Source organism: Streptomyces sp. NPDC055103, from assembly GCF_053607625.1.
The window spans coordinates 24,655-48,648 of the sequence record NZ_JBSGTX010000008.1; the positions used below are offsets into that span (position 1 = coordinate 24,655).

Annotated in this window: 22 protein-coding genes and 2 pseudogenes; 17 read left to right on the plus strand and 7 right to left on the minus strand. The window is 73.2% G+C overall.

Annotated elements, in window-relative coordinates:
* Nucleotides 1–28 precede the first annotated feature (28 nt).
* The 9 genes from ACWFR1_RS07700 to ACWFR1_RS07740 all read left to right on the plus strand — a co-directional run bounded on the left by ACWFR1_RS07700 (nucleotide 29) and on the right by ACWFR1_RS07740 (nucleotide 10,291).
* Nucleotides 29–3,136: a multicopper oxidase domain-containing protein gene (locus tag ACWFR1_RS07700; protein ID WP_453547678.1), complete on the plus strand. Its 3,108-nt coding sequence runs from the start codon at nucleotides 29–31 to the stop codon at nucleotides 3,134–3,136.
* The gene (locus tag ACWFR1_RS07705) at nucleotides 3,085–3,816 is read left to right on the plus strand and encodes a hypothetical protein (protein WP_453547681.1); all 732 of its coding nucleotides are present in this window, start codon (nucleotides 3,085–3,087) and stop codon (nucleotides 3,814–3,816) included. Before ACWFR1_RS07700 ends, ACWFR1_RS07705 begins: the two co-directional genes overlap by 52 nt.
* On the plus strand, nucleotides 3,813–4,565 hold the full coding sequence (locus ACWFR1_RS07710; protein ID WP_453547683.1) for a DsbA family oxidoreductase: 753 nt from the start codon (nucleotides 3,813–3,815) through the stop codon (nucleotides 4,563–4,565). The genes ACWFR1_RS07705 and ACWFR1_RS07710 overlap by 4 nt, the downstream gene beginning before the upstream one ends.
* Nucleotides 4,566–4,771: 206 nt before the next feature.
* Nucleotides 4,772–5,923, plus strand: coding sequence for an ABC transporter substrate-binding protein (locus ACWFR1_RS07715; protein WP_453547685.1), 1,152 nt, complete (start codon nucleotides 4,772–4,774; stop codon nucleotides 5,921–5,923).
* Nucleotides 5,924–6,029: 106 nt separating this feature from the next.
* Nucleotides 6,030–6,911: an ABC transporter permease gene (locus ACWFR1_RS07720; protein ID WP_453547946.1), complete on the plus strand. Its 882-nt coding sequence runs from the start codon at nucleotides 6,030–6,032 to the stop codon at nucleotides 6,909–6,911.
* Entirely contained in the window at nucleotides 6,899–7,777 is an 879-nt protein-coding gene (locus tag ACWFR1_RS07725; RefSeq protein WP_453547687.1) for an ABC transporter permease, read from the plus strand. The genes ACWFR1_RS07720 and ACWFR1_RS07725 overlap by 13 nt, the downstream gene beginning before the upstream one ends.
* Nucleotides 7,774–8,853, plus strand: a complete 1,080-nt coding sequence (locus ACWFR1_RS07730) for an ABC transporter ATP-binding protein (protein WP_453547689.1) — start codon at nucleotides 7,774–7,776, stop codon at nucleotides 8,851–8,853. The genes ACWFR1_RS07725 and ACWFR1_RS07730 overlap by 4 nt, the downstream gene beginning before the upstream one ends.
* Complete coding sequence (locus ACWFR1_RS07735; RefSeq protein ID WP_453547691.1) at nucleotides 8,850–9,503, plus strand: HAD family hydrolase; 654 nt, start codon at nucleotides 8,850–8,852, stop codon at nucleotides 9,501–9,503. The genes ACWFR1_RS07730 and ACWFR1_RS07735 overlap by 4 nt, the downstream gene beginning before the upstream one ends.
* Nucleotides 9,504–9,529: 26 nt before the next feature.
* Nucleotides 9,530–10,291: a GntR family transcriptional regulator gene (locus ACWFR1_RS07740; protein WP_453547694.1), complete on the plus strand. Its 762-nt coding sequence runs from the start codon at nucleotides 9,530–9,532 to the stop codon at nucleotides 10,289–10,291.
* Nucleotides 10,292–10,312: 21 nt separating this feature from the next.
* On the opposite strand, the gene ACWFR1_RS07745 is transcribed toward ACWFR1_RS07740, so the two are convergent.
* Nucleotides 10,313–10,876, minus strand: a complete 564-nt coding sequence (locus tag ACWFR1_RS07745; protein WP_453547697.1) for a phosphonate degradation HD-domain oxygenase — start codon at nucleotides 10,874–10,876, stop codon at nucleotides 10,313–10,315.
* Nucleotides 10,873–11,970 (minus strand): 2-trimethylaminoethylphosphonate dioxygenase, encoded by a 1,098-nt coding sequence (gene tmpA / locus ACWFR1_RS07750; RefSeq protein WP_453547699.1) that lies wholly within the window; start codon nucleotides 11,968–11,970, stop codon nucleotides 10,873–10,875. The genes ACWFR1_RS07745 and tmpA overlap by 4 nt, the downstream gene beginning before the upstream one ends.
* 358 nt (nucleotides 11,971–12,328) lie before the next feature.
* Here tmpA and ACWFR1_RS07755 point away from each other — a divergent pair, with 358 nt between their 5' ends.
* From ACWFR1_RS07755 to recQ, 3 genes are read left to right on the plus strand one after another with little or no spacing between them, the layout of a single operon-like run.
* Nucleotides 12,329–12,910: an RNA polymerase sigma factor gene (locus tag ACWFR1_RS07755; RefSeq protein ID WP_453547701.1), complete on the plus strand. Its 582-nt coding sequence runs from the start codon at nucleotides 12,329–12,331 to the stop codon at nucleotides 12,908–12,910.
* Nucleotides 12,911–12,913: 3 nt separating this feature from the next.
* Nucleotides 12,914–13,645, plus strand: a complete 732-nt coding sequence (locus tag ACWFR1_RS07760) for a hypothetical protein (RefSeq protein ID WP_453547704.1) — start codon at nucleotides 12,914–12,916, stop codon at nucleotides 13,643–13,645.
* Nucleotides 13,646–13,654: 9 nt separating this feature from the next.
* Nucleotides 13,655–15,709 (plus strand): DNA helicase RecQ, encoded by a 2,055-nt coding sequence (gene recQ / locus ACWFR1_RS07765; protein WP_453547706.1) that lies wholly within the window; start codon nucleotides 13,655–13,657, stop codon nucleotides 15,707–15,709.
* Between the two features lie 56 nt (nucleotides 15,710–15,765).
* Here the strand turns inward: recQ and ACWFR1_RS07770 are convergent, their stop codons facing one another.
* Nucleotides 15,766–16,431: a class I SAM-dependent methyltransferase gene (locus tag ACWFR1_RS07770; protein WP_453547708.1), complete on the minus strand. Its 666-nt coding sequence runs from the start codon at nucleotides 16,429–16,431 to the stop codon at nucleotides 15,766–15,768.
* Nucleotides 16,432–16,546: 115 nt separating this feature from the next.
* On the opposite strand from ACWFR1_RS07770, the gene ACWFR1_RS07775 reads away from it, so the two are divergent.
* The 4 genes from ACWFR1_RS07775 to ACWFR1_RS07790 are packed head-to-tail and all read left to right on the plus strand — an operon-like array spanning nucleotide 16,547 to nucleotide 19,795.
* Nucleotides 16,547–17,479, plus strand: coding sequence for a hypothetical protein (locus tag ACWFR1_RS07775; protein WP_453547710.1), 933 nt, complete (start codon nucleotides 16,547–16,549; stop codon nucleotides 17,477–17,479).
* 7 nt (nucleotides 17,480–17,486) lie between these two features.
* On the plus strand, nucleotides 17,487–18,005 hold the full coding sequence (locus ACWFR1_RS07780) for an HD domain-containing protein (RefSeq protein WP_453547712.1): 519 nt from the start codon (nucleotides 17,487–17,489) through the stop codon (nucleotides 18,003–18,005).
* A 45-nt stretch (nucleotides 18,006–18,050) separates the two neighbouring features.
* Entirely contained in the window at nucleotides 18,051–18,713 is a 663-nt protein-coding gene (locus ACWFR1_RS07785) for an RNA polymerase sigma factor (RefSeq protein ID WP_453547714.1), read from the plus strand.
* The gene (locus ACWFR1_RS07790) at nucleotides 18,710–19,795 is read left to right on the plus strand and encodes a CU044_5270 family protein (protein ID WP_453547716.1); all 1,086 of its coding nucleotides are present in this window, start codon (nucleotides 18,710–18,712) and stop codon (nucleotides 19,793–19,795) included. Before ACWFR1_RS07785 ends, ACWFR1_RS07790 begins: the two co-directional genes overlap by 4 nt.
* On the opposite strand, the gene ACWFR1_RS07795 is transcribed toward ACWFR1_RS07790, so the two are convergent.
* Both ACWFR1_RS07795 and ACWFR1_RS07800 read right to left on the minus strand, forming a co-directional pair.
* A complete protein-coding gene (locus ACWFR1_RS07795) occupies nucleotides 19,785–20,684 on the minus strand; it encodes a glycerophosphodiester phosphodiesterase (RefSeq protein ID WP_453547719.1) in 900 nt (299 codons plus the stop codon). The genes ACWFR1_RS07790 and ACWFR1_RS07795 overlap by 11 nt on opposite strands.
* Before the next feature lie 98 nt (nucleotides 20,685–20,782).
* Nucleotides 20,783–21,125 (minus strand): annotated as a pseudogene (locus ACWFR1_RS07800) (TioE family transcriptional regulator); the annotation flags it as partial.
* Between ACWFR1_RS07800 and ACWFR1_RS07805 the strand changes: the two are divergent.
* A pseudogene (locus tag ACWFR1_RS07805) lies at nucleotides 21,126–21,481 on the plus strand (erythromycin esterase family protein); the annotation flags it as partial.
* A 47-nt stretch (nucleotides 21,482–21,528) separates the two neighbouring features.
* Here the strand turns inward: ACWFR1_RS07805 and ACWFR1_RS07810 are convergent.
* Nucleotides 21,529–22,971, minus strand: coding sequence for a GH1 family beta-glucosidase (locus tag ACWFR1_RS07810; protein WP_453547721.1), 1,443 nt, complete (start codon nucleotides 22,969–22,971; stop codon nucleotides 21,529–21,531).
* An 87-nt stretch (nucleotides 22,972–23,058) separates the two neighbouring features.
* Complete coding sequence (locus tag ACWFR1_RS07815) at nucleotides 23,059–23,991, minus strand: carbohydrate ABC transporter permease (protein WP_453547723.1); 933 nt, start codon at nucleotides 23,989–23,991, stop codon at nucleotides 23,059–23,061.
* Nucleotides 23,992–23,994 lie beyond the last annotated feature (3 nt).

The following is a 23,994-nucleotide window of genomic DNA, read 5'->3' on the forward strand; positions in this document are numbered from 1 at the left end:
ACTCGAGCACGGGGGAGTACCGCAGCACATGAGCAGCAGCACAGCATTACCGACCGAGCGTCACGGGGACGGCAGGCCGGTGCGGACGTACGACGTCGTCGCACTCCATGTACCCATCGCCTACAACGAGTTCGGCGACCACGACCGCAACGGCGCCCTGTACGTCCTGGCCTCGGACGCACCCGAGCTGAGGGAGGTCGCGGCCACCTGGCCGGAGCCGTTCCCCAGCTATCTGGAGCACCCGGAGCTGGTGCCGGGACCGAACCCGCTCGCGCGCCCGCTGGTCCTCCGGGTCCGGCGCGGCGAGCGGCTGCGGGTCCGGCTGACCAACGAGCTCGCGCGGCCCGCCGGCATCACCCTCCAGGGCGTGCGGTACGACGTCCGCACCATGGACGGACTCGCGGCGGGCGCCAACCCGGACAGCAGCGTGCCGCCGGGCGGCACCCGCGTGTACGAGTGGGTCTGCGAGCACGAGGGGGTGTTCCACTTCGGGGACATGTCCGACGCCCGGGGCGAGGGGACGCAGAGTCACGGCATGGTCGGCGCGGTGGTCGTCGAGGCGCCCGAGGCCACCTGGACCGACCCCGAGACGGGCGGGCCGCTGGCGACGGGCCTGTACGCGGACGTCCATCTGGCGGACCGCAGCTTCCGCGAGTTCGTGATCTTCATGATGGAGTACCCCAGCAACGACAACCCCGCGGTCCCGCCGCCGATGCCCGGCCACGGGCACGGCGGGGGACACGGCGAGGGTCATGACAGCGGCCGGGCGGTCGCGGCCGCGGCGGCCGGGATCTACCGGCCCTCCGCCGCCGGCTCCCCGGCGGCCGGGCCGGGCACCTCGGACACCGTCGACGACCTGACACCGCTCAACATGGCGATGCTCCCGGTCAACCACCGCATCGAGCCCATGGAATGGCGGATGCACCGCTACCAGCGGCTCCTTGAGGAGGGCCGGATCGACCCGGTGCGGGACGCGGTGCTCGGAGAGGAGGTGCACCACAGCTCCTGGCTGTTCGGCGACCCGTCCACGCCCGTCCTGCGCGGCTACTCCGGCGACCCCACGGTCATCCGGCTCGTCCACGGCGGTATGCGCGACACCCACGTCTTCCACACCCACCTGCACCAGTGGCGGCTGCGGCCGGACGACGAGAACGCCCCGATCGTCGACTCCGTCAGCATCGGCCCGCAGGAGGCCATGACCCTCGAACTGATCGGCGGCCTCGGCTCGACGCAGGGCGCGGTCGGCGACTCCATCTGGCACTGCCACATGTACGTCCATTTCCACATGGGCATGTGGGGCGTGTTCCGGATCTTCGACACCCTCCAGGACGGCACCGGCGGCTACCCCGACGGCCGGCCGATCCAGCGGCTCGTCCCGCTGCCGCACCGCGAGGCCCCGCCGGTCCCGACGCCCGAACGCCCCGGGTTCCCGGGCTTCCTCGCCGAATCGGCCACCTTCCCGCAGAAGAACCCCCGGCCGCCGCGGACCCCGCTCCAGCCGCCCGGCATGGGCCGCGAGCCCACGCCCCTGGAAGCGGCCGCGTTCGTGGCGGATCCGCGGCCCGGTGAGGCGTTCACGAAGATCGGCCCTCCGGACGCGCCGGTACGCCGTTACGACCTGGTCGTCACCAACGGCACCGTGCACTACCACGGCGACCCGACCGACGAGCATGCGGCGACCTGGCACGACCACAACGCCCACTTCTACGTCCTCGCCGAGGAGATCGCGGAGGCGGGTGGTCTCGACGAGTTCAAGCGGCAACTCGCCAAGGGAGAGCGGACCCTTGAACCGCTCGTCATCCGGGCCAACAAGGGCGAGGTCCTCGAACTCACCCTGACCAACTTCCTGCCGACCGGCCCCCAGAAGGAATCCGCCTTCGACCCGAAGCTGCCCTTCCAGCCCGAGTGCGGACTCCACACCCACCTGGTCAAGTACGACCCGCTCATCTCCGACGGCTCGGCCGTGGGCTGGAACTACCTGTCGGCGACCACCACCGCCGACCAGGGCGCCGAGACGAACGGCCAGTACAACTCCTGGACGTACCGCTGGTACGTGGACGAGGACTTCGGGGCCGTCCTCTTCCACGACCACCTGCTCGCCAACTACCGCCAACGCCATGGCCTCTTCGGTGCGCTCATGACCGAACCGGAGGGTGCCGTCTGGGTGTCGCCGGACGACCACGAGCGGGAACTGCGGCGCGGCGCGCAGGCCGTCATCAGGACCGCCGACGGCGAGGCGCACCGCGAAATGGTCCTGGCCATCGGCGACTTCGTCCCCATGGTCAAGCACGGACACGGTGACCACGGCGTCCCGGTCAACCCGCCGCCGTTCCCCGGGGCCCCCGACGACCAGGGCTCGATGGGCGTCAACTACCGCAGCGCGCCGCTGTCCGAGCGCGGCGGCGACCCGGCCCACTGGTTCTCCAGCGCCGTCCACGGAGACCCCGGCACCCCGCTGCTCCGCGGCTATCCCGGCGAGGACCTGCGGATCCACGTCCTCCAGGGCTCCCACGACCTCCAGCACAGCTTCACCCTCTCCGGCGCCCGCTGGCGCGAGTGGGCGGGCCGCGAGGACACGGCCTGGCGCAACCAGCAGACCCTGGGCATCTGCAACGTCGCCGAACTCGCCCTCGCCCCCACCCTGGGACCCGGCGACCACCTGTGGTCGTTCGGCGCGGCCAACGACCTGTGGCTGGGCTGCTGGGGACTGCTGCGGCTGCACGGCCGCCCGCAGGCCGATCTGCCGCCGCTGCCCGGCCGGACCCCCGACGCCCCGCCGCGGCCCCCGCGCCGCCGGGTCCGCCGGCACGCCGTCCGCGCCCGCGCCGAGGTCGTCGCGTACAGCGCGCTCCGTACCGACCCGTACGGTCTCGTCTTCACGCCCGACGGCGACGGCGGCCCCGAGGAGGGGCCGCTGGTCCTGCGCTGCCGGGCCGGCGAGTGGGTGGAGGTCACCCTGATCAACGAGCTGGACGGGCCGCCGCCCGCCAGTCCGCTGGACCCGCGGCTGATGAACGAGGCCGACAGCGGGGCCAGGACGATCTCCGGACGGGTCTCCCTGCACCCCACGCTGCTCGATGCGACGTGCGCACCGACGACGGCGCCCATGTCGGCCGCAACGCCGACGCCACGGTGAAGCCGGGGGCCTCCCGTACGTACCGCTGGTACGCGGCCGAGCCCGGTGTGGTGCTGCTGCGCTCCCACGCGGACGTGATCTCCCACCCGCGCCGCGGCCTGGTCGGCGTGCTCGTGGTCGAGGAGGCCGACGCCACCGCGTACGACCCCGACACGGGTCTGGAGCGGTGGACCGGCGAGCGGGCCGTGGTCCGCAGGCCGGACGCCGAGCCCGTACGGGAACTCGTCCTGGTCTCCCAGGACGGCCTGCGGCTCTACCACGACGGGGACCTCACCCAGCCGGTCACCGACCTGTTCTCCGACAGCCCCGACGACGCGGGCCAGAAGGCGTACAACTACCGCAGCGCCGCCCTGCACCCGCTGGACCCGGTGCTGTCCGACCCGGAGCCGCCGACCCCGCTGCTCACCTGCCGCGCCGGCGACCAGGTGGCCGTCCACCTGGCCGTGGCCTCGCACCGGATGCGCAACCAGGGCTTCACCGTGCACGGCCAGGTGTGGGACGCGTCGGAGACCGGACTCGGCTGGTACGTGTCGACCCTCGGCGCGCTGGGCTCCGGGAGCACCCGGACGGTGCGCTTCCGCGCCCAGCATCCGGGCGACCATGTGTACCGCACCGGGAACCTCCACTGGGGTGTCAGTGAGGGCTGGTGGGGTCTGATCCGCGTCGAGGAGGCACCATGACCGACAGGACCACCGACAGCACACCGGGCACGGCCGTGGGGACGGTGGGGCAGGCTGATCCCCGGCTGCCCGCCGCGCCCGACACCATCGCCGTCTACACCGATCTGAACTGCTCCTTCGCGCACGTCGCCGTGCACCGGCTGCACGAGACCCGGCGGCGTCTCGGTCTCGAAGGGCGCGTCTGGTTCGACCTGCGGGCGTTTCCGCTGGAGTTGTTCAACCGCGAGGTCAACGCCCGCCCCGGGGTGGACTCGGAGATCTCCGTCCTCGGCGCGCTGGAGCCCGAGGCCGGCTGGCGGCTCTGGCAGGGCCCGGACTGGACCTACCCGGTGACCACGCTCCCGGCCCTGGAGGCGGTGCAGGCCGCCAAGGCACAGAGCTGGCACGCCGCCGAGCAGCTCGACCGAGCCCTGCGCCGGGCCTTCTGGGCCGAGGGCCGGTGCATCTCCCAGCGCCACGTCATCCTCGACGTGGCGGGGGAGACGGGCGCCGTGGACGTGTCGGCACTCGCCGAGGTCTTCGACAGCGGCACCGCACGCCCGGAGATCATGGCCCAGTACGAGTCGGCGCGCGACGGCCGGGTCAACTGCAGCCCGCACGTGTTCCTGCACGACGGCACGGACAGCGCCAACCCGGGCATCCGCGCGCACTGGGTCAACGGCGACTTCGGCGTCGGCTTCCCCGTCATCGACGAGGACCGGCCGGAGATCTACGAGAAGCTCCTGACCCAGGCCGCGGGCCTGCTGTAACACCGGTGGGCGTCGCAGGTCCCGTGGCCCGGGGCCGGCGGCGCCCACCTCTCTGTGGGGCGGGTGCGCCGATCCGCCGGGGAATGGCTGGGCGGCCGTCGCCCCGCGTTCACCGGCGGGACATCGAGGCCCTCCGTAATGCAGGAGTTGTATGGACAACAGTTGTTCATACAGCTTGGCCTCGCCCCCACCCTCATGGAGTACGCGTGACCTCCGCTGCCCGCGCCGCGATCCTCGTCGGCGCCCTCGGTCTGACCGCCCTGTCCCTCACCGCCTGTGGCGCCGCTCCCACCAAGGACGCCACCGGCGCCGACGGCAAGAACCTCGCCACCGCGGCCTCCGCCGCCGACGCCGGCGGCATGGACGCCCTGGTCGCCGCCGCGAAGAAGGAGGGCACCCTCAACGCGATCGCCATCCCCCGGGACTGGGCGAACTACGGCGCGATCATCGACGGCTTCGCCGCGAAGTACGGCATCAAGGTGAACGTCGAGAACCCCGACGGCTCCAGCCAGGACGAGATCAACGCGGTCAAGTCCCGCAAGGGCCAGGACCGGGCCCCCGACGTCCTCGACCTCGGCGCCTCCTTCGCCCAGGCGGCGGGCGAGCAGGGCCTCACCGCCCCGTACAAGGTCACCGCCTTCGACAAGATCCCCGGGACGCAGCGCGACCCGGAGGGCCGCTGGTTCAACGACTACGGCGGCTACGTCTCCATCGGCTGCGACGCCAAGCGCGTCAAGGTCTGCCCGCTGACCTTCGCCGACCTGCTCAAGCCCGAGTACAAGGGTCAGGTCGCCCTCAACGGCAACCCGACCAAGTCGGGCTCCGCCTTCGGCGGCGTGTACGCGGCGGCCCTGGCCAACGGCGGCTCGTTCGACGACATCAAGCCGGGCATCGACTTCTTCGGCAAGCTGAAGAAGAACGGCAACTACAACCCGGTCGAGTCGACCCCCGCCACGGTCGAGAAGGGCGAGACGCCCATCTCCATCGACTGGGACTACCTGAACTCCGGCTACGCCGAGCAGTTCGCGTCCAAGGGCGTCGACTGGAAGGTCGCCGTCCCCACGGACGGCGTCTACGCCCAGTTCTACTCCCAGGCGATCAACAAGGACGCCCCGCACCCGGCGGCCGCCCGCCTGTGGCAGGAGTACCTCTACAGCGCCGAGGGCCAGAACCTGTGGCTCAAGGGCCACGCCCGGCCCGTCCTGATGCCGGCCATGGAGGCCGACGGCACCCTCGACAAGACGGCCGCCGCGGCGCTGCCGAAGGTCACGGGCACCCCGAAGTTCCCCACCGAGCAGCAGACGTCCAAGGCCAAGGAGACCCTGTCGCAGGGCTGGTCCGCGGCCGTCTCCGGGTGACCTGTCGATGACTCCGCACCCCACCGCCGCCCCGTCCGGGGCCGTCCGCGCGCACGACGCGCGGCCGGCCCCGGCGGGCCCCGCCCACGGAACCGCTGGTTCCCCCATGACCGACGGCTCCGCGGGGGGAACGGCCCGGCCCGCCCCCGCGCGACGGTCCCGCCCCCGCGTCGGCGGCTGGCTCGCCGCCCTGCCGCTCTTCCTCGTCGTCGGCCTCGCCTTCGGGCTGCCCGCACTCGCCATGACCGACGGCGCGTTCACCGTCGCCGACGGCTCGTACGGCCTCGACAACCTCACCCGGTCCGTCGACGGCGCCTACCGCACCGCCCTCGTCGGCAGCATCCAGCTGTCCGCGCTCACCGCCGCCGTCGGCACCCTCTTCGGGCTGCTCCTCGCCCAGGCCGTGGTCACCTCGCGCGGCCGCGCCCTGCGCGAGGCCGTGCTCACCGCCTCCGGCGTCCTCGCCAACTTCGGCGGTGTGCCCCTCGCCTTCGCCTTCGTCGCAACCCTCGGCAACGCCGGCGTCCTCACCACGAGCCTCGGCCTCGGCGACCACGGCTGGTCGCTCTACAGCTTCTGGGGCCTCGCCCTCACCTACCTCTACTTCCTGGTACCGCTGATGGTGCTGACCGTGGCGCCGGCCCTCGACGGACTGCGCGTCCAGTGGCGGGAAGCCGCCCGTGACTGCGGCGCCTCGACCTGGCAGTACTGGCGCCACGTCGGCCTGCCGGTGCTGCTGCCGTCCCTCCTCGGCGGCTTCGTGCTGCTCTTCGGCAGCGCCTTCGCCGCGTACGCGACGGCCGCCGCCATGGTCGGCAGCTCCGTACCCCTGGTGACCCTCCAGATAGCCGACGCGCTCTCCGGCAACGTCCTGGTCGGCCAGGAGAACGTCGCCCTCGCGCTCAGCCTCGACATGGTCGTCGTCGCGGCACTCGTGATGGCCGTCCACCTCCCCCTCCAGCGAAGGAGCACCCGATGGCTCGCCTAGCGACCCGATCGGCGAGACGTCCCGTAGGACGCCCCCTCGTCCTCCTGCTCGCCGGCGTCTACTTCCTGGTGCCGCTGCTCGCCTCCACCGTCTTCACCGTGAACATCCCCGGACAGGGCCTCACCCTCTCCTCGTACACCCGGATCTTCACCGCGCCCGGCTTCACCGGCAGCCTGTTCCTCTCGCTGGGGCTCGCGGCGGCGACCGTCGCCCTCGTCCTCCTGATCACCGTCCCCGCGGCGGTCGCGGCCCGTCTCGCGGCGCCCCGGCTGCGCCCGGTCCTGGAGGTCGTCTGCACCCTGCCGCTGGTCGTGCCGCCGGTCGCGCTCACCGCCGGCCTCGGCACCGTCCTGCGCTGGGGCCCCGAGAAGCTGTCCACGACCCCGCTCTACCAGACCTTCGTGGCCGTGCAGAACCCGGACTTCCCGCTCGTCCTCGTCCTCGCGTACGCCGTGATGGCCCTGCCCTTCGTCTACCGGGCGCTCGACGCGGGGCTGCGCTCCGTCGACGTCCGCACGCTCGTCGAGGCCGCGCGGGACTGCGGGGCGTCCTGGCCGCGCGCGCTCGTCTCGGCCGTCCTGCCCAATCTGCGGGGCGCCCTCCTGAACGCCTCGTTCCTGACGCTCGCGCTGGTCCTCGGCGAGTTCACGGTCGCCTCGCTCCTCGGCTTCCAGCCTTTCGCGGTCTGGATCGTGCAGGCGTCCGGCTCGGACGCCCGGCTCTCCGTGGCCGTGTCGCTGCTGAGCCTGCTGCTGACCTGGGTGCTGCTGCTCGCCCTGACGACGGTGGGCAACCGCCGCCGCGCCCCGCGCTCTTCCCGTACGTCCGAAGCCTCCGCGGCTTCCCGAGGAAAGACCTCCCGATGACCGTGACCGTGACCGCGCCCGACCAGCCGGTGCGCACCGGAGCCGCCCTGAACATCCGTGGTCTGCGCCGGTCCTTCGGCTCCGCCGTCGCGCTCGACGGCCTCGACCTCGACGTCGCCCCCGGCGAACTCCTCGCGCTGCTCGGCCCGTCCGGCTGCGGCAAGACGACCGCGCTGCGCGTCCTCGCCGGATTCGAGCGACCCGACGAGGGCCAGGTCCTGCTCGACGGCGAGGACATCGTCCCCGTACCCGCCGACCGCCGCGACACCGCGATGGTGTTCCAGTCGTATAGCCTCTTCCCGCACCTCACCGCGGCCGACAACGTCGCCTTCGGCCTACGCATGCGCAAGGTCCGCAGCGCCGAACGACGCATGCGAGCCGGGGAGTTGCTCGAACTCGTCGGTCTGTCCGGCCATGGCGACCGCTTCCCGCACCAGCTCTCCGGCGGCCAGCAGCAGCGCGTCGCGCTCGCCCGCGCCCTCGCGCTCCGCCCCCGGCTCCTGCTGCTCGACGAACCCCTGTCGGCGCTCGACGCGCGCGTCCGTCTCACGCTGCGCGAGGAGATCCGCCGCCTCCAACTGGAGTTGGGCATCACCACCGTCTTCGTCACCCACGACCAGGAGGAGGCGCTGTCGATGGCCGACCGGGTCGCGGTGATGAACGGCGGCAGGCTGGAGCAGTGCGCCTCGCCGACCGAGCTGTACGCGCGACCCGCCACGGACTTCGTCGCGGAGTTCATCGGCACCATGAACCGGATGCCGGGCCACGCCGACGGCGACGGCTCGGTCGACGTCCTCGGCGTGCGCCTGCCCGTCGAGGGCCCCGCGGGCTCCGGCCGGGTCACCGCGCTCGTCCGCCCCGAGGCCCTGGAGATCGAGGAGGGCGGTACGGGACGCATCATCGCCACCGCGTTCCACGGCCCCACCACCCGCGTCCGCGTCGCCCTCGCCGACGGCACGGACGTCAAGGCCGACGTGCCGACACACGCCGCCGCCGCGCTGGCACCCGGCACGGCCGTCACGGTACGGCCCCGGCGGCGGCCCGTCGTCCTCGCCGCCGCGGGCGGTGCCCGATGAGCCGGCTCCAGGCCGTCCTCTTCGACATGGACGGGACGCTCGTCGACACCGAGGGCGTCTGGCTCGACGTCGTCGAGGCGGCCGCCGCGCGCCGCGAGCGCACCCTGGACGCCGAACACCGCACGGCGGTGACCGGGCGCTCCGTGGAGGACACGGCCGCCCTGCTCCAGGCCCACCTGGACGCGCCGACGGCGGAGCTCGCCGCCGAGCTGGGCGCCGACTTCGCCGCACGCCTGGAGGTGGCCGCCGTGCCCCGGCCGGGCGCCCTGCGGCTCCTCGCCGCGCTCCGCGCCCGCCGGGTGCCGACGGCGCTCGTGTCGGCCTCCCCGCGGGCGGTCGTCACACAGGTCGCGGGCACCTTGGACGGGCACCGCTTCGACGCGCTGTTCGGCGCCGAGGACACCGTACGCACCAAGCCCGAACCCGATCCGTACCTGGCGGCGGCGGTGGCGCTCGGCGTCGAACCGGCGCGGTGCGTGGCCGTCGAGGACAGCCCGACCGGCGTCGCCTCGGCGGTCGCCGCGGGCTGCCGGGTGCTCGCCGTGCCGTCGACGGAACCGCTCGGGGACTTCGCCGGGACCGAAGGCGTCACGCTCGCGGCCTCGTTGACCGAGGTGGACCCGGAGATGTTGATCTCCCTGGTTCCTTGAGCCCGGTCCGTGACAGGGTGGGGCGTGTGACTGTGAGTGGGGAACGGGCCAGGACGCCGCTGTATCTGAAGGTCGCCGCCGATCTGCGGACCGCCATCACGGCGGGCGAGTACGGCTCGGGGGCCAAGCTGCCCGCCGAGGACGAACTGGCCCGCGGATACGGCGTGTCCAGGGGGACGGTCCGCCAGGCGCTGGCCGCGCTGCGGGCCGACGGGCTCATCACCTCACGGCGCGGTTCGCGCCGGGTGGTGCTCGGCGGGCCCCGGCTCCACAGCTTCGGCGAGCTGCGCTCGTTCACCCGCTGGGCTCGCTCGCTCGGCGAGGAGCCGGGCGGCCGCATCGTGGCCGTCGACCGGGTCCCGGCGGACGCGGAGGAGGCCGAGAAGCTGCGCGTCGAGGAGGGCGCGCCCGTCTACCGGGTGCGGCGGCTGCGGACGCTCGCCGGCACGCCGGTGATGGTGGAGCGGACGACGTACCCGGAGCGGATCGGCGAGCTGGTGGCCGGGATGCCACTGGACACGGTGTCGCACTCGGAGCAACTGGAGCGGCACGGCGTGCTGTTCACCGACGCCCGACACACCATCGACCTCGTGCCGGCCGACGCCGACGACGCGGAACTGCTCGGCTGCCGGGCCGGCGAGTCGCTGCTCAGGGAGCGGCGGCACTCCACCGACCCGTCCGGGACCCCGGTGGAATGGTCCCAGGACCGCTACCTGCCGGGGACGGTCGCGTTCACGATGCAGAGCTCGACGGCCACGAGCGCGCTGGGACGCCGGCTCGGTTCCTGAACCGGCGCCCCGCGAGGCCCGTTACGGGGTGAGCAGCCCGGCCAGCAAGGGCCGGAAGTGCGCGAAGCCGGGCGTGTCCATGTCCGGGTCCTTCGCCCGCTCGTCCCAGCGGCGTACGGCGACGGCGTCGGCGGCCCCCGGCAGCGCCTCGAAGGCGCGCGCCTGCGCCTCGCTCATCGGCCCGCCCTGGACGGCCAGGGTGTGGACGGAAGCCTCGGACAGCAGGTCGCAGTAGCCGGGCTCGACGGCGCACAGGTAGCGCTTGGCGGCGACGTGCAGCCGTACGGGCTCGGTGACCTCGGGCCCGAACCACCGGCCGAGCCAGTCGGCTCCGGTGTGGCTGTGCCGGTTGTCGGTGCCGTTCTCCATCAGGTCACGGCCGCTGACCGCGCCCTGGAAGTGGCCGACGTCGTGCAGGAGCGCGGCGGCGACCAGGTGCGGCGCGGCGCCCGCGGCCTCGGCGAGGGCGCCGGCCTGCAGCATGTGCTCGGCCTGGGTCACGGCCTCACCGAGGTACTCGGAGCTGCCCTCGCCCTCGAAGAGCCGGGCGAGGGTGTCGAGCGGGTCGGCTCCGGAGGAGGTCACTTCGCGCGCTCCTCTCGGCGCAGGACGGCGAGGGTGGAGGCGAGGCCGTCGATGTCGGCGTAGGCGCCCTGGAGGTGACGGTCGCCGGACTCGGCGAAGGCCGTCCGGGCGTGCAGCAGACGGGTGTTGTCGAAGATCAGGCAGTCGCCGGGCGCCAGCCGGAAGTCCAGTTGGAGCTCCGCCCGGAGCAGCAGCTCGCCGAAGCGCCGGTAGGCGCCGTAGAAGGCGTCGAGGAGATCGGCCGGCAGTCGCAGTGTGCCGATGGAACGGTTGTTGAAGCGGATCTCGCGGATCCGGCCGGCCGGATCCGTGCCGATCAGCGGCCGGTGGGCGCGGAGTTCGGTGCGCTCGTCGGCGAACGCGAAGGGGACGGGGACGCGCGTGAGGATCTCGTACGCCTCCGGTGCCTCGGCGCGCAGCAGGGCGGCCGCGTGGAAGCCGTCGACGAGGCCCGAGTCGCCGCCCTGGGCCGCGTTCACCAGGCAGTGGAGCAGCTGGAGGGTGGGGACGGGGTCGCGGTAGGGGTTGTCGGTGTGCGGGGTGATGCGCGCGCCCGTGAAGGCGAGGTTGTTGGGGTCGGCCTCGACCCGTACCTCGAAGAGCTCGCCGTAGTTGGTCTCGCGCACGTAACCGAAGGTCCGTGCCACGTCGATGACTTGGCGGTCCTGGACGGGGACCCCGCGCAGCAGGACGAAGCCGAGGAGCAGGACGGAGTCGAGGGCGGCGGCCCGGACGGCCGGGTCGGTGCGGTAGGCCTCCCAGTCGGCCTCGGGGAGCCCGTCGTCGAAGCGGCTCGCTGCCCACAGCTCCTTGTCGTCCTCCGAGCGGCCGTCACCGGGCGCGGCGGAGGAGCCGGGGAGGTGGTCGCCCAGCCAGGCGTCCGGGTAGACGGACCGGTGACCGTCGGGGGACCAGACGACCTCGCGCGCGGGGGCGCCGTCGGGAGTGCGGACGTCGTGGACGGCGTCGACGGCGAGCGCGCCGGGGAGTTCGGTGATCTGGAACAGCTTCTGGCCGTTGCGGGGGTCGCGGCAGTCCGCGCAGGGGCAGTTGTCGCGCAGCCAGAGGGGTGAGGCGGAGGCGAGTGACACCATGAAGGGCTCCAAGTTGTACAGACAACTTTCGTTCGGGCGGGAGCCTCGCAGCCGTGGGTGGCCGAGGGGTTACGGCGGGATGGACGGCGCCCTCGGTACGTGCGGGGTGAGCGCCCTCGCCGACATCCGCTGACACGGCGTCGAAGAGCGTCGCCCGAGCGGGGCCGGACTCCCCGCGTTCTGTGATCACTGTCACGTGCGCGCGGGGCACGGCCGGGCAGGGCCCGGCCCGCGGTCGCCGGGACCGACAGGCCGTCGAGACACCCCCGTTGAGGTCTGACAGGATGACGCCTTCCGGTACTCGGCTTCCTGGCAGGGGATCGGACTGTGTACGCGTACGGGCGGTGAAGAGGGGCGTGTGGGCGAGGGAACGGGGCGTGGGCCCATCGCTACCCGTGACCCGGAGCTCGCCGCCGCTGTCGAGCGGGCCCGGCAGGGCGACGAGACGGCGTTCGCGGAGGCCTACCGGATCGTGCAGCCCGGACTCCTCGGCTATCTGCGGGGGATCGTCGGCGACGACGCCGAGGACGTGGCCTCCGAGGCGTGGCTGGAGATAGCGCGGGACCTCGGCCGCTTCCGCGGTGACGGCGCGGGCTTCCGCGGCTGGACCGCGACCATCGCCCGCCACCGGGCCATGGACCATCTGCGGCGCGTACGGGCCAGGCCCCGGCCCACCGGCATCGAACAGGACGTCCTGGAGCTTCCCGCCGCCGGGGACGCGGCGGGAGAGGCCCTGGACGCCCTGTCGACGGAACGCGCGCTGGCGCTCATCGCCGGCCTCCCTCAGGACCAGGCCGAAGCCGTCCTGCTGCGCGTCGTCGTCGGGCTCGACGGACCGACGGCCGCCCGGGTGCTGGGCAAGCGCCCCGGTGCGGTACGTTCCGCCGCGCACCGGGGATTGAAGCGACTGGCGCGACAACTCAAGGGAAGGGGGAGGTGACGGATGCCTGACGACCGGCTGACCAGCGCGCTGGAGAAGTCGCTGCGGGCCCCGCTCAGCGGGAGCCGGGAGGCCGAGGAGGAAGCCCTCGTCGCCTTCCGGGCCGCCCGTGACGCGGGTCTGCACACCTCCCGGGCCCCACGCGAGCGGGACGACTGGACCCCCGCCGACCGGCGCCGCCTCCCGCGGCGTTCCCTCAAGGCGGCGGTGGCCGCGCTGGTCGCGAGCGTGACGCTGGGCGGGGTCGCCGTCGCCACCGGCAGCCTGCCCGAGCGCTTCCTGGAGCCGTCCCCGCCGGCGCCCGAACCGGTCCCGAGCAGCTCCGCGCCGGGCCCCGAGCCCGTTCTCCCGCCCGTCCCCCCGCCGGTCGGGACGGGTCGGCCGGGGTCGTCGGCCGAGGGAACCCCCGTCGGCCCGGTCCTGCCGGACCGGCTCGTTCCGCGGCCGCCCGTCGAGACCGGCGAGGCACCGTGCCGCCCCTGGGGGCCCAGTGAGGAGAAGGCCGGCGAGAAGGCCCTGGAGAAGCTGGAGAAGCTGCGGAAGGCCGAGGAGAGAGCCGGGGGGAAGTCCGAGAAGGAATCCGGGGACAAGGCGGGGCAGGAATCCGGGGCGAAGGCCGGGCCCGTGTTCTGCCGGGAGGTTCCGCCGCCGGGCAGCGACGCGGTGCCGGGGAGCGCGTCGGGGTTGTCCACAGGTTCCTCAGGACCGGGCCAGGGTGTCGGTGGAGGCAGCTAGGCTTCACGAATGGTCCTTTCCGACACATCCGCCCAGGTCTCCGACGCTTCGCAGGTGCTCCACCGCGTCTTCGGCTACAGCTCCTTCCGCGGGGAGCAGCAGGAGATCATCGAGCAGGTCGTCGACGGCGGCGACGCGCTCGTCCTGATGCCGACCGGCGGCGGCAAGTCGCTCTGCTATCAGATTCCGGCGCTCGTCAGAGACGGCACGGGCGTCGTGATCTCGCCGCTCATCGCCCTGATGCAGGACCAGGTGGACGCACTCAGGGCCCTCGGGGTGCGGGCCGGCTTCCTGAACTCGACGCAGGATCCGTACGAGCGGCAGGCCGTCGAGCAGGCCTTCCTCGCGGACGAGCTGGACCTGCTCTATCTGGCCCCCGAGCGGCTGCGGACCGAGGGCACGCAGCGGCTGCTCGACCGGGGGAAGGTGTCGCTCTTCGCGATCGACGAGGCGCACTGCGTCGCCCAGTGGGGTCACGACTTCCGGCCCGACTACCTGGCGCTCTCGATGCTGCACGAGCGCTGGCCCAAGGTGCCGCGGATCGCGCTGACCGCGACGGCCACCGAGGCCACGCACGCCGAGATCGCGGCGCGACTGGGTCTGGAGGAGGCCCGGCACTTCGTCGCGGGCTTCGACCGGCCGAACATCCAGTACCGCATCGTTCCGAAGAACAACCCGCTCAAGCAGCTCCTCGATCTGATCAGGACCGAGCACGAGGGGGACGCGGGAGTCGTCTACTGCCTCTCGCGGGCCTCGGTGGAGAAGACCGCGGCGGCCCTCGTGGAGCAGGGCATCGACGCCGTCCCGTACCACGCCGGCATGGACGCCCGTGCGCGTGCCGCGAACCAGTCCCGGTTCCTCCGGGAGGACGGGGTCGTGGTCGTGGCGACGATCGCCTTCGGCATGGGCATCGACAAGCCGGACGTGCGCTTCGTGGCCCATCTCGACCTGCCGAAGTCGGTCGAGGGGTACTACCAGGAGACCGGCCGCGCCGGCCGTGACGGCGAGCCCGCCACGGCCTGGCTGGCGTACGGCCTCCAGGACGTGGTCCAGCAGCGCAAGCTCATCGACGGCTCCGAGGGCGACGAGGCGCACCGCCGGGCCCTGGGCATGCACCTGGACGCCATGCTCGCGCTCTGCGAGACGGTCGACTGCCGCCGCGTACGGCTCCTCGCGTACTTCGGGCAGTCGGGCCAGCCGTGCGGCAACTGCGACACGTGCCTGACCCCGGCCGAGTCCTGGGACGGGACGGTCGCGGCGCAGAAGCTGCTGTCCACGGTGTGGCGGCTGGCGAAGGAGCGGCGCCAGAAGTTCGGCGCGGGCCAGATCATCGACATCCTGCAGGGCAAGAAGACGGCCAAGGTCATCCAGTTCGACCACGACGGCCTCTCGGTGTTCGGCGTCGGATCGGAACTGGGGACCGCGGAGTGGCGCGGCGTCGTCCGGCAGCTCCTCGCGCAGGGCCTGCTGACGGTGGAGGGCGACTACGGCACGCTCGTGCTGACGGAGGACAGCGGCGAGGTGCTCGGCGGCCGGCGCACCGTCCCGATGCGGAAGGAGACGGCGCCCGCCGCTCCTTCCCGCAAGGAGTCGGGGGCCCGTTCGGGCAAGGGCGCCCGTGTGCCGGTCGACCTGCCGGCCGCCGCCGTGCCGGTCTTCGAGGCGCTGCGCGCCTGGCGGGCGGCGACGGCGCGCGAGCAGGGCGTTCCGGCGTACGTCGTCTTCCACGACGCGACGCTCCGCGAGATCGCGACGCTGTTCCCCACGACGGTCGCGGAGCTGGGCACCGTGGGCGGAGTCGGCGAGGCCAAGCTCACCAAGTACGCGGAGGGCGTCCTCGCCACCCTGGCGGAGTGCGCGGCCCCCGCCGCGGCGACCGAGGCCGTCCCGGCGACCGAGCCCGCCCCCGCGTCGGGGCCCGCCCCCGCGCGCCCCGCCGCCGCGGCCCCCGCGCCTCGCGACGCGGCGGCCGGCCGGCGGTCGGCGTACGAGGACGAGCCGCCCTTCGACCTGGACGAGCCGCCCGCCGACATGGACGATTTCGAGCCGCCCTGGGACGAGTGACACGTCCCCGGAACCGGTGGGGCCCGCGGCCCGGTGCCCGCCTGCCGGAACCGACGTCACCCGCCGGGCAGTTCCTCCGCCCGGCGGGCGTAGCAGAAGACGTGTTGCTCCGGGCCCGCCAGTTCGTCGTCCGGCTGGAAGACGGAGACGGCGTGGTGGAGGACGTCGAGTCCGCACTCCTCGCGGATCTGGCGCACGTACTCCTCGGCCGAGAAGCTGGAGACCCTGACCGGGCGTCCCATCCACTCGATCTCCACGCCGTCGACGTCCGCCGGGACCGTGGCCGTCACGAGATAGCCGCCGGGTGCCACCCAGCCCGCCATCCGCCGCAGCGCGGCGGACACCTCCGCCCGGGTCATGACGAGCAGCGGGAAGAACGCGCAGACGGCGTCGAAGCCGCCCTCGGCCGCCTCGAAGTCATGGACGCCGCACTGCTCGAACCGAGCCCCCGGCACCTGCGAGCGGGCCAGCTCGACCATCGTCCGGGACACGTCGATCCCGGTCACGTCGCAGCCCGACCGGACCAGCAGGTCGGCCACCGGCCGGCCGGTGCCGCTGCCGACGTCGAGGACCCGGGCCCCCGAGGCCAGCCGGCCGGTGAGCCACTCGACCGCCTCCAGCTGCGCCGGGAGATGCCCGAAGGCCTGCTCGTACGCGATCCCCATGCCGTCGAACAGCTCCGCCGCCGACAAGGCCTTCCGCTCCGCACCGTGTTCCCGCACGCCGCATCCCTTCGCCGCACCGCCCGGCCTCCGTACGGGCCGTCAAGCTGACCCACTACCCTTCGGGGGCGATCCGTACCACCCGGGCAGCGGGCGCCGACACCGGAGGACGGGCATGACGGGGAACGAGCGAAGGCTTCTTCGAGGGTGCGCCGCGGTGGCGCTCGTCGGCGTCCTGGGCGCGGGTGCCGCCGCGTGCGGCGGCGACTCCGAGGACGCGGCCGGCGGCTCGGCCGTCGGCCTCACCGCCGCGCTCCGCACCGCCCCCCGGGACGACGCGGGCCAGATCCTCACCTACACGGACGTGACCGCGACCCGACAGCTGGTGAAGCAGGACAAGAAGCTGTACGGCGGCCTCGCCACGTACGGAATCCCCGAGGTGGCACAGGCGAGTCTCGAGAGCCGCCCCCTCAAGGAGACCCACGGCTTCGACGAGAACGACGTGACCACCTCGCTCCAGATCGGATCCGACCGCTGGCGGCTCACCGGCAGCTTCGACGTGAACGCCGTCACCGACGGCCTGAAGAGACTCGGGTACGCCGAGAACAGCGACGACGGCGCGCTCCTGAAGGGCCGGAACGGCGACCAGGTCGCTGTCTCGGCGACCGTAAGGTCCCTGTCCCTGTCGCCGGACACGCCCCCGCCCGTGCTCGCCGCGCCGAAGACGTCGGTCGCGGACGACCCCTGGTACCAGGCTGTCGCCCGCTGCATCGGCGACAGCACGTACCACGCGACCTTCTACGGCGAGGGCCTGAAGAGCCGGACGCCGGACGTCATCCTGTACGCCATCGGGGCCACCGCCCAGGCCGACGGCACGTCACGCGAGCGGCTCTGCGCGCTGACCGGCTCACCCCAGGGCGCCGCCCGCACGGCCGACAAGCTGCGGGCGACCACCGCCTCCGGCGAGCGGTTCGCGGGAGCCACCGTCGACGCCGGCGACGGCGAAAATCCCATGGTCACCATGGAGTGGGCCAACGGCCCCCAGGTGCGCCCCGGCGACCAGAACCGCACCATGCAGCTCCCGCAGCTGTTCACGGGCGAGCGGTGAGGCGGTGATGACGACGCCCGTGGAGGTCGACGCACTCGTCGCACAGGCGCACGCCGGACAGGTCGACCTGATCGGCGTCCCATACGTCGAGCACGTCCGGGCCGTCGCCGCGGGCCTCGTACCCTTCGGCGACGACCTGGTGATGGCCGGTCTCCTGCACGACGTCATCGAGGACACCGCCTGGACGGCCGAGCGGCTCAGGGACGCCGGCGTCCCTGACCGGGTCGTCGCCCTCGTCGAAGCCGTCACCAACCGGCCGGGCCTCTCCTACGAGGCGAAGCTCCACCTCATCGCCGAGGACCCCGACGCCACCCTCGTCAAGATCGCCGACAACGCCCACAACAGCCGCCAGGACCGCGCCGCGGAACTCCCGCCCGCCCGGCGCGAGCGGCTCGCCGCCAAGTACCGCGGCGCGCGGGACATCCTGTGGGCGGACGTCGACGCCGAGCGGATCGCGACGATCCTCACGGTGGTCAACCCCGCCCTCCTCGACGAACTGCGCGCCCGGACCACTCATCGAATGTGACCCGGCTCACGGGAACCCGCCCCGTGAGCCGGACAGACGACAGTCGTGAACACCGACACACGCGCACGGATCCGGGCCGGGGACCCCTCGGCCTTCGCCGAACTCTTCGACTCCCACGCCCGGAGCGTCTACAACCACGCCTTCCGGCTGACCGGTGACTGGCCGGTCGCCGAGGACGTCATGGCCGCGACCTATCTGGAGGCCTGGCGGCTCCGGGAGAAGGTCGACCCCGAAGGGGGATCGCTCCGGCCCTGGCTCCTGGGCGTCGCCACCAACGTCGCCCGCAACCACTGCCGCGGCAACCGGCGCTACCGGCGGGCCGCCTCCGCCTACGCCGCGGCCGGCGCGGCCGCGGCCGCCATGCCCGACCACGCCTCCGAGGTCGCGGGCCGGATCGACGACCGGCGCCGCATCGCGGCCACGCTCAGAGCGCTCGGCACGCTCCGCCGCACCGAACGCGAAGTCCTCGTGCTCTGCCTCTGGGAGGGTCTCGCCTACACCGAGGTCGCCGCCGCCCTGGACGTCCCGGTCGGCACCGTCCGCTCCCGCCTCTCGCGCGCCCGCGCCAAGCTCCGTACCGGGGCCGAGGAGGAACTCGCACGCGAGATCAAGGAAGTTCGGGAAATCCGGGAACCCGCCCCCCGCACCCGACAGACAACAGGTGATCGCATGAACGCGGTCCGGCCCGCACAGGAGGGAATCCGATGAACCCCGACCCGAGCAAGCCCCGCACGGCACCCCGGCACGAGGCCGGTGACCTTCCGGCGATCGAGGAGCGCGAGCTTCCTCCGGGCCGTCACCAGTTCCACAAGGAGCGCCTGATGAGCCAGATCCACGACGACCGCCGCACCACCGCCGAAGCGCGCGCCCAGCGGGCCGCGGGACGGCGCAACCCCTTCCTGCGGAAGGCGGTCCTCCTGCCGGCCGTGACCGCACTCGCCGGCGCACTCGCCGTCGGCGTCCTCGTCCTCACCCCGGCCGACACGTCCGGGGCCGGGGCCGACCGCGCCGGCGGCCCCGCCCTCACCACCCGGATCGGAGCGGTCGACGCGAAGGGCGCCCCCCGGCTCCTGGACCGCATCTCGCTCGCCGCCGCCGAGGCGCCCGCCCCGAGCGCCAAGGCCGGCGCGTACGTCTACATCGAGACCCGGACGGCGAACACCCACGTGCGGACCGACGGCGACGTGAGCCGCGTCGTCAGCGATCCCCTGCACACCCGGCAGTCCTGGCGGTCCCGCGACGGCCTCAAGGGCTGGCTGATCGAACCCGGCAACACCGGGCCGGAGGGCATGACCCTGGAAGGCCGCGACGAGCAGGGCAACATCCCCAAGCCGCACCTGGGCGCGCCCTCGCACGACTACCTCGCCACGCTCCCCACCGACCCCGACGCCCTGCTGCGGAAGATCTACGAGGAGACCGCCGGACAGGGCCGCGGCCCGGACCAGCAGGCCTTCACCACCATCGGCGACCTCCTCGTCGAGAGCTGGCCGTCCCCCCGCCTCACCGCGGCGCTCTACCGGGCCGCCGCGAAGATCCCCGGTGTCGTCATGGTGGACAGCGCCACCGACGCCGCCGGCCGGAAGGGCGTCGCGGTCGCGCGGCTCGACGAGACCAGCGGCCAGCGCACCGAGTGGATCTTCGACAGCAAGACCCTCACCTTCCTGGGGGAGCGCACGGTCCAGGTCGAGGGCGACGGGGGCGACGGCGGACTGATCAAGCCCGGGACCGTCGTCTTCACCCACGCGATCATGGTCAGGGCCTTCGTCGACGACATCAAGGTCACCCCGTAGGGGGCCGCCCCGCGATCCAGCCGGTCAGCTCGGCGGGCCGGTTGGTGATGATCCCGTCCACGCCGAGGTCGCTCAGCACCTTCCAGCGGGCGGGCTTGTCGACCGTCCAGACGTTCACGGCCACGCCCGCGGCGTGCAGCTCGCGGACGACCCCGGGGCGGGTGGCGAGCGCGGTGTCCGAGACGTTGTACGCCGCGAGGCCCAGGTCCTCGGCGAGCGCGACCGGGTCCGCGTCGAGGGTGCCGCGCAGCAACCCGATCGGCAGCTCGGGCGCGAGCGCGCGGGTGTGCCGCAGGCTCGGGATGTCGAAACTCTGGACGAAGACCCGGCCGGTCATGGACTGCTCACGGATGTCCTGGACGATCCGCGCCACCTCGGCGTGGGTGTGCCCGCCCTTGATCTCCAGGAGCAGGTTCCCGCCGCGCTCGCGCAGGTCCGCCAGCTGGGCGGCGAGGGTCGGGACCCGGGCGCCGGCGTAGGCGGGCGCGAACCAGGAGCCGGCGTCCAGTGCGTCGAGCTGGGCGGCGGTCAGGGAGCGGACGGGTCCCGTGCCGTCGGTCGTCCGGTCGACGGTCGTGTCGTGCAGGATGTACGGCACGCCGTCGCCGCTCGGCTGGACGTCGTTCTCGATCCACTTCGCCCCGCTCCGCCGGGCGACCTCGTCGGAGACCAGGGTGTTCTCGGGAGCGGCGGAGGAGGCGCCCCGGTGGGCGATGACGGTCGGCGCCGCACGGACCGCCGTCGCTCCGTTCCCCGCGAAACGGCCCGAAGGCTCGGCGAACAGCGAGGAAGGAGCGGCCAGCACCAGAACGACGGCGAGGGCCGTCGAGCCGTAGGTGACGAGGCCGGGGCGCAGGGACCGCGTCGCGGTCGATCGTCCGTCGTTCATGAACGCACAGTCTAGGTACGCAGAAGCGCGTCGCGGTCGTCCCACCCCGGCCGCCGCGTCACGAAGGGGCGGGCGACACCGCCGTCCGGGCCCCGGACTCAGCCGCGCGCGCGGAGGTACGCCTCCAGCTCGGCGGCCCCGGTCAGCATGGCCCGCCCACGGGCGGCCAGCCGGCCGTGCCAGTCGGACAGCGTGGCCTCCAGCGGCTCAAGGCCGCCCGCCGCCCGCACCCGTGCGAGCAGCGGGGCGATCCGCTCCAGGAGGTAGCCGCCCCTCCTGAGCTGGTGGGCCAGCCGGACGTCCCGTACGTCGGCCTCGTCGTACACGCGGTACCCGGTCCGCCGGTCGCGGCGCGGGCGCACGATTCCGGCGCGCTCCCACGTGCGGAGCGTCGCCGGCCGGATGCCGAGCTCCCGCCAGCGGCCCGATGAACCCAGCCCCCATCTCCAACGCGAGAAGAGATCCCTGCGGATGGGCGGGGAGCTGCTGGAGTGGTGGAGCGCCGGCGCGCTGGTGAGCGCCGAGCTCGGCGAGGAGTACGCCTTCGTGGCCACGGCCCTCGGCACCATCCGGCACCAGGGAGTGGACACGCCCCCCCGCCGGACACCCTCGAAGGACTCCTCTACGGGCTCCCGTCGGACCGCTGCGTCATCGACGCCCCGCGCCTGGCCGCCGCCCTCGGCGACGGGCGGCCCGCGCCGCGCGTGTCCCCCTGGTTCGGCTACGCGCCGTTCGACCCGGACCACTTGGCCGACAGCGACGGCCTCGTCTTCATCAAGGACATGCCACGGCGCTGAGGACAGGCCGTGCCGGTGATCCGGCACGGCCCGCCCGCGCTTCCGTCTCAGCCTTCGGAAGGCGCGTGCAGCTCGCCCGACCGGGCCACCCGCCCGTACCAGCGGGCGCTGGACTTCGGGGTGCGCTCCAGGGTGTCGTAGTCCACCCGGACCGCGCCGAACCGCTTCGCGTAGCCGTACGCCCACTCGAAGTTGTCGAGGAGCGACCAGAGGAAGTAGCCGCGCACGTCCACCCCGTCCGTGAGCGCGCGGTGCACGGCCTCCAGGTGCGCGTGCACGAAGGCGGCGCGCTCCGGGTCGTGCACCGAGCCGTCCTCGGCGACCTCGTCCTCGTACGCGGCGCCGTTCTCGCTGATCACCAGCGGGAGTTCGGGGTACGCGGCGGAGATCCGGGTCAGCAGGTCGTACAGGGCGCTCGCGTCGACCGGCCAGCCCATCGCCGTCCGCTCGCCGGGCGCGCGGTGGAAGGCGACGGAGTCCGCGCCGGGCCACGGCGAGTGCTCGCTGTTGCCGTGGCCGTCGTCCTGCGGCTTCTCCGAACCCTCCTGTACGTGCGAGACCACCGTCGGCGTGTAGTAGTTGATCGCCAGGAGGTCCAGCGGCTGCCGTGCCGTCGCCGTGTCGCCGTCCCGGACGAAGGACCAGTCGGTGACGTGCGCGGTGTCGGCGATCAGGTCCTCGGGGTAGGCGCCCTCCAGCATCGGTCCCAGCCAGACGCGGTTGCCGACGGCGTCGATGCGGCGGGCCGCGTCCCGGTCCTCGGCCGATTCCGTCAGCGGGCGCACCTCGTGGAGGTTGAGCGAGACCGCGATCTGCCGGTCCGCGGGGAGCGCGGACCGCAGGGCCTGGACGGCGAGGCCGTGACCGAGGTTGAGGTGGTGGGCGGCGCGCAGCGAGTCCACCGGGTCGGTGCGGCCGGGGGCGTGGACCCCGGAGCCGTATCCCAGGAAGGCGCTGCACCAGGGCTCGTTGAGCGTGGTCCATCGGGTGACCCGGTCGCCGAGGGCCTCGGCGACGATCCCGGCGTACTCGGCGAACCGCTCCGCGGTCGCCCGCTCCGGCCAGCCGCCGGCGTCCTCCAACTCCTGGGGCAGGTCCCAGTGGTAGAGCGTGAGGGCCGGTGTGATGCCGGCGGTGAGCAGCTCGTCGCAGAGCGCCCGGTAGAAGTCCAGGCCCTTCTGGACGGCGGGCCCCCGGCCGGTGGGCTGGACGCGGGACCAGGAGACGGAGAACCGGTAGGCGTTCAGGCCCAGTTCGGACATGATGCCGACGTCCTCGCGGAACCGGTGGTAGTGGTCGACCGCCACGTCACCCGTGTGGCCCTCGAAGACCTTGCCGGGGGTGTGCGAGAAGGTGTCCCAGATGGACGGCGTACGGCCGCCCTCCGTCGCCGCCCCTTCGATCTGGTACGCGGCGGTGGCGGTGCCCCAGAGGAAGTCGGGCGGGAACGAACGGGTGGCGGTGAGCGGCCGGGTTTCGGACGCGGTCATAGAGGAGCGCTCCCAACGCGGGTACGGGTTACGTACGTTCGAGTACATGCTGGACAGAGAGAGGCGGTCCGCGGCGGGCGCGGCCGGTCAGCTCTTGACGGCGCCGGCGGTGATGCCGCCCACGATGTGCTTGCCGAGGAAGGCGAAGACGAGCAGCAGCGGCACGGTGGATATGAGGGCGCCCGTCAGGACGACGGCGTGGTCCACCGTGTGGTTTCCCGCTCCGAGGCCCGCGAGGGCCACCTGGAGCGTGGGGTTGCCGTCCTGGGTGAGCGCGATGAACGGCCAGAAGAAGTCGTTCCAGGCCTGGACGAAGACGAGCATGCCGAGCACGGCCATCGCGGGCCGGGCCACCGGGAACACCACGTGCCAGATCACCCGGAGGCTGTGCGCCCCGTCCATCCGGGCCGCCTCCACGAGCTCGATCGGCAGGGCCTCGACGAGGAACTGGCGCATGAAGAACACACCGAAGGCGGCGACCAGCGAGGGCAGGACGACCGACTGGAGCTGGTCGAACCAGCCGAGGTCGGTGATGATCTGGTACAGCGGGATGACGCTGAGCTGCGGCGGGATCGTCATCGTGGCGACCACCAGCGAGAGCAGCATGCCGCGCCCCCGGAAGGGCAGCTTGGCGAAGGCGAAGCCGGCGAGCGTGGAGAAGACGACGGTGGACGCGGCCACCAGTCCGGCGACGATCGTGGTGTTGATCAGCGCCTCACCCATGTGGACCTGGTTCCAGGCGAAGCTGAGGTTGTCCAGGAGGCGGGGGCCGGGCAGCAGCGGCGCCGGGGCCTGGACCACGCGCTCGCCGCTGTGGGAGGCGGCGACCAGGTTCCAGTACAGCGGGAAGAGCGAGACGACGGCGGCCAGGGCCAGCAGGACGTAGGTCAGGGGCCCGGCATGGTGCTGGCGGCCGGCGGTCTGACGGAAGCGGGGACGCGACCGGGGACCGGACCGACGGGTCTGCGGCCGAAGCGGGGCGTCGGCTTCGACGGTCGTCGTGTCGAGGGTGCGGGCCATGGC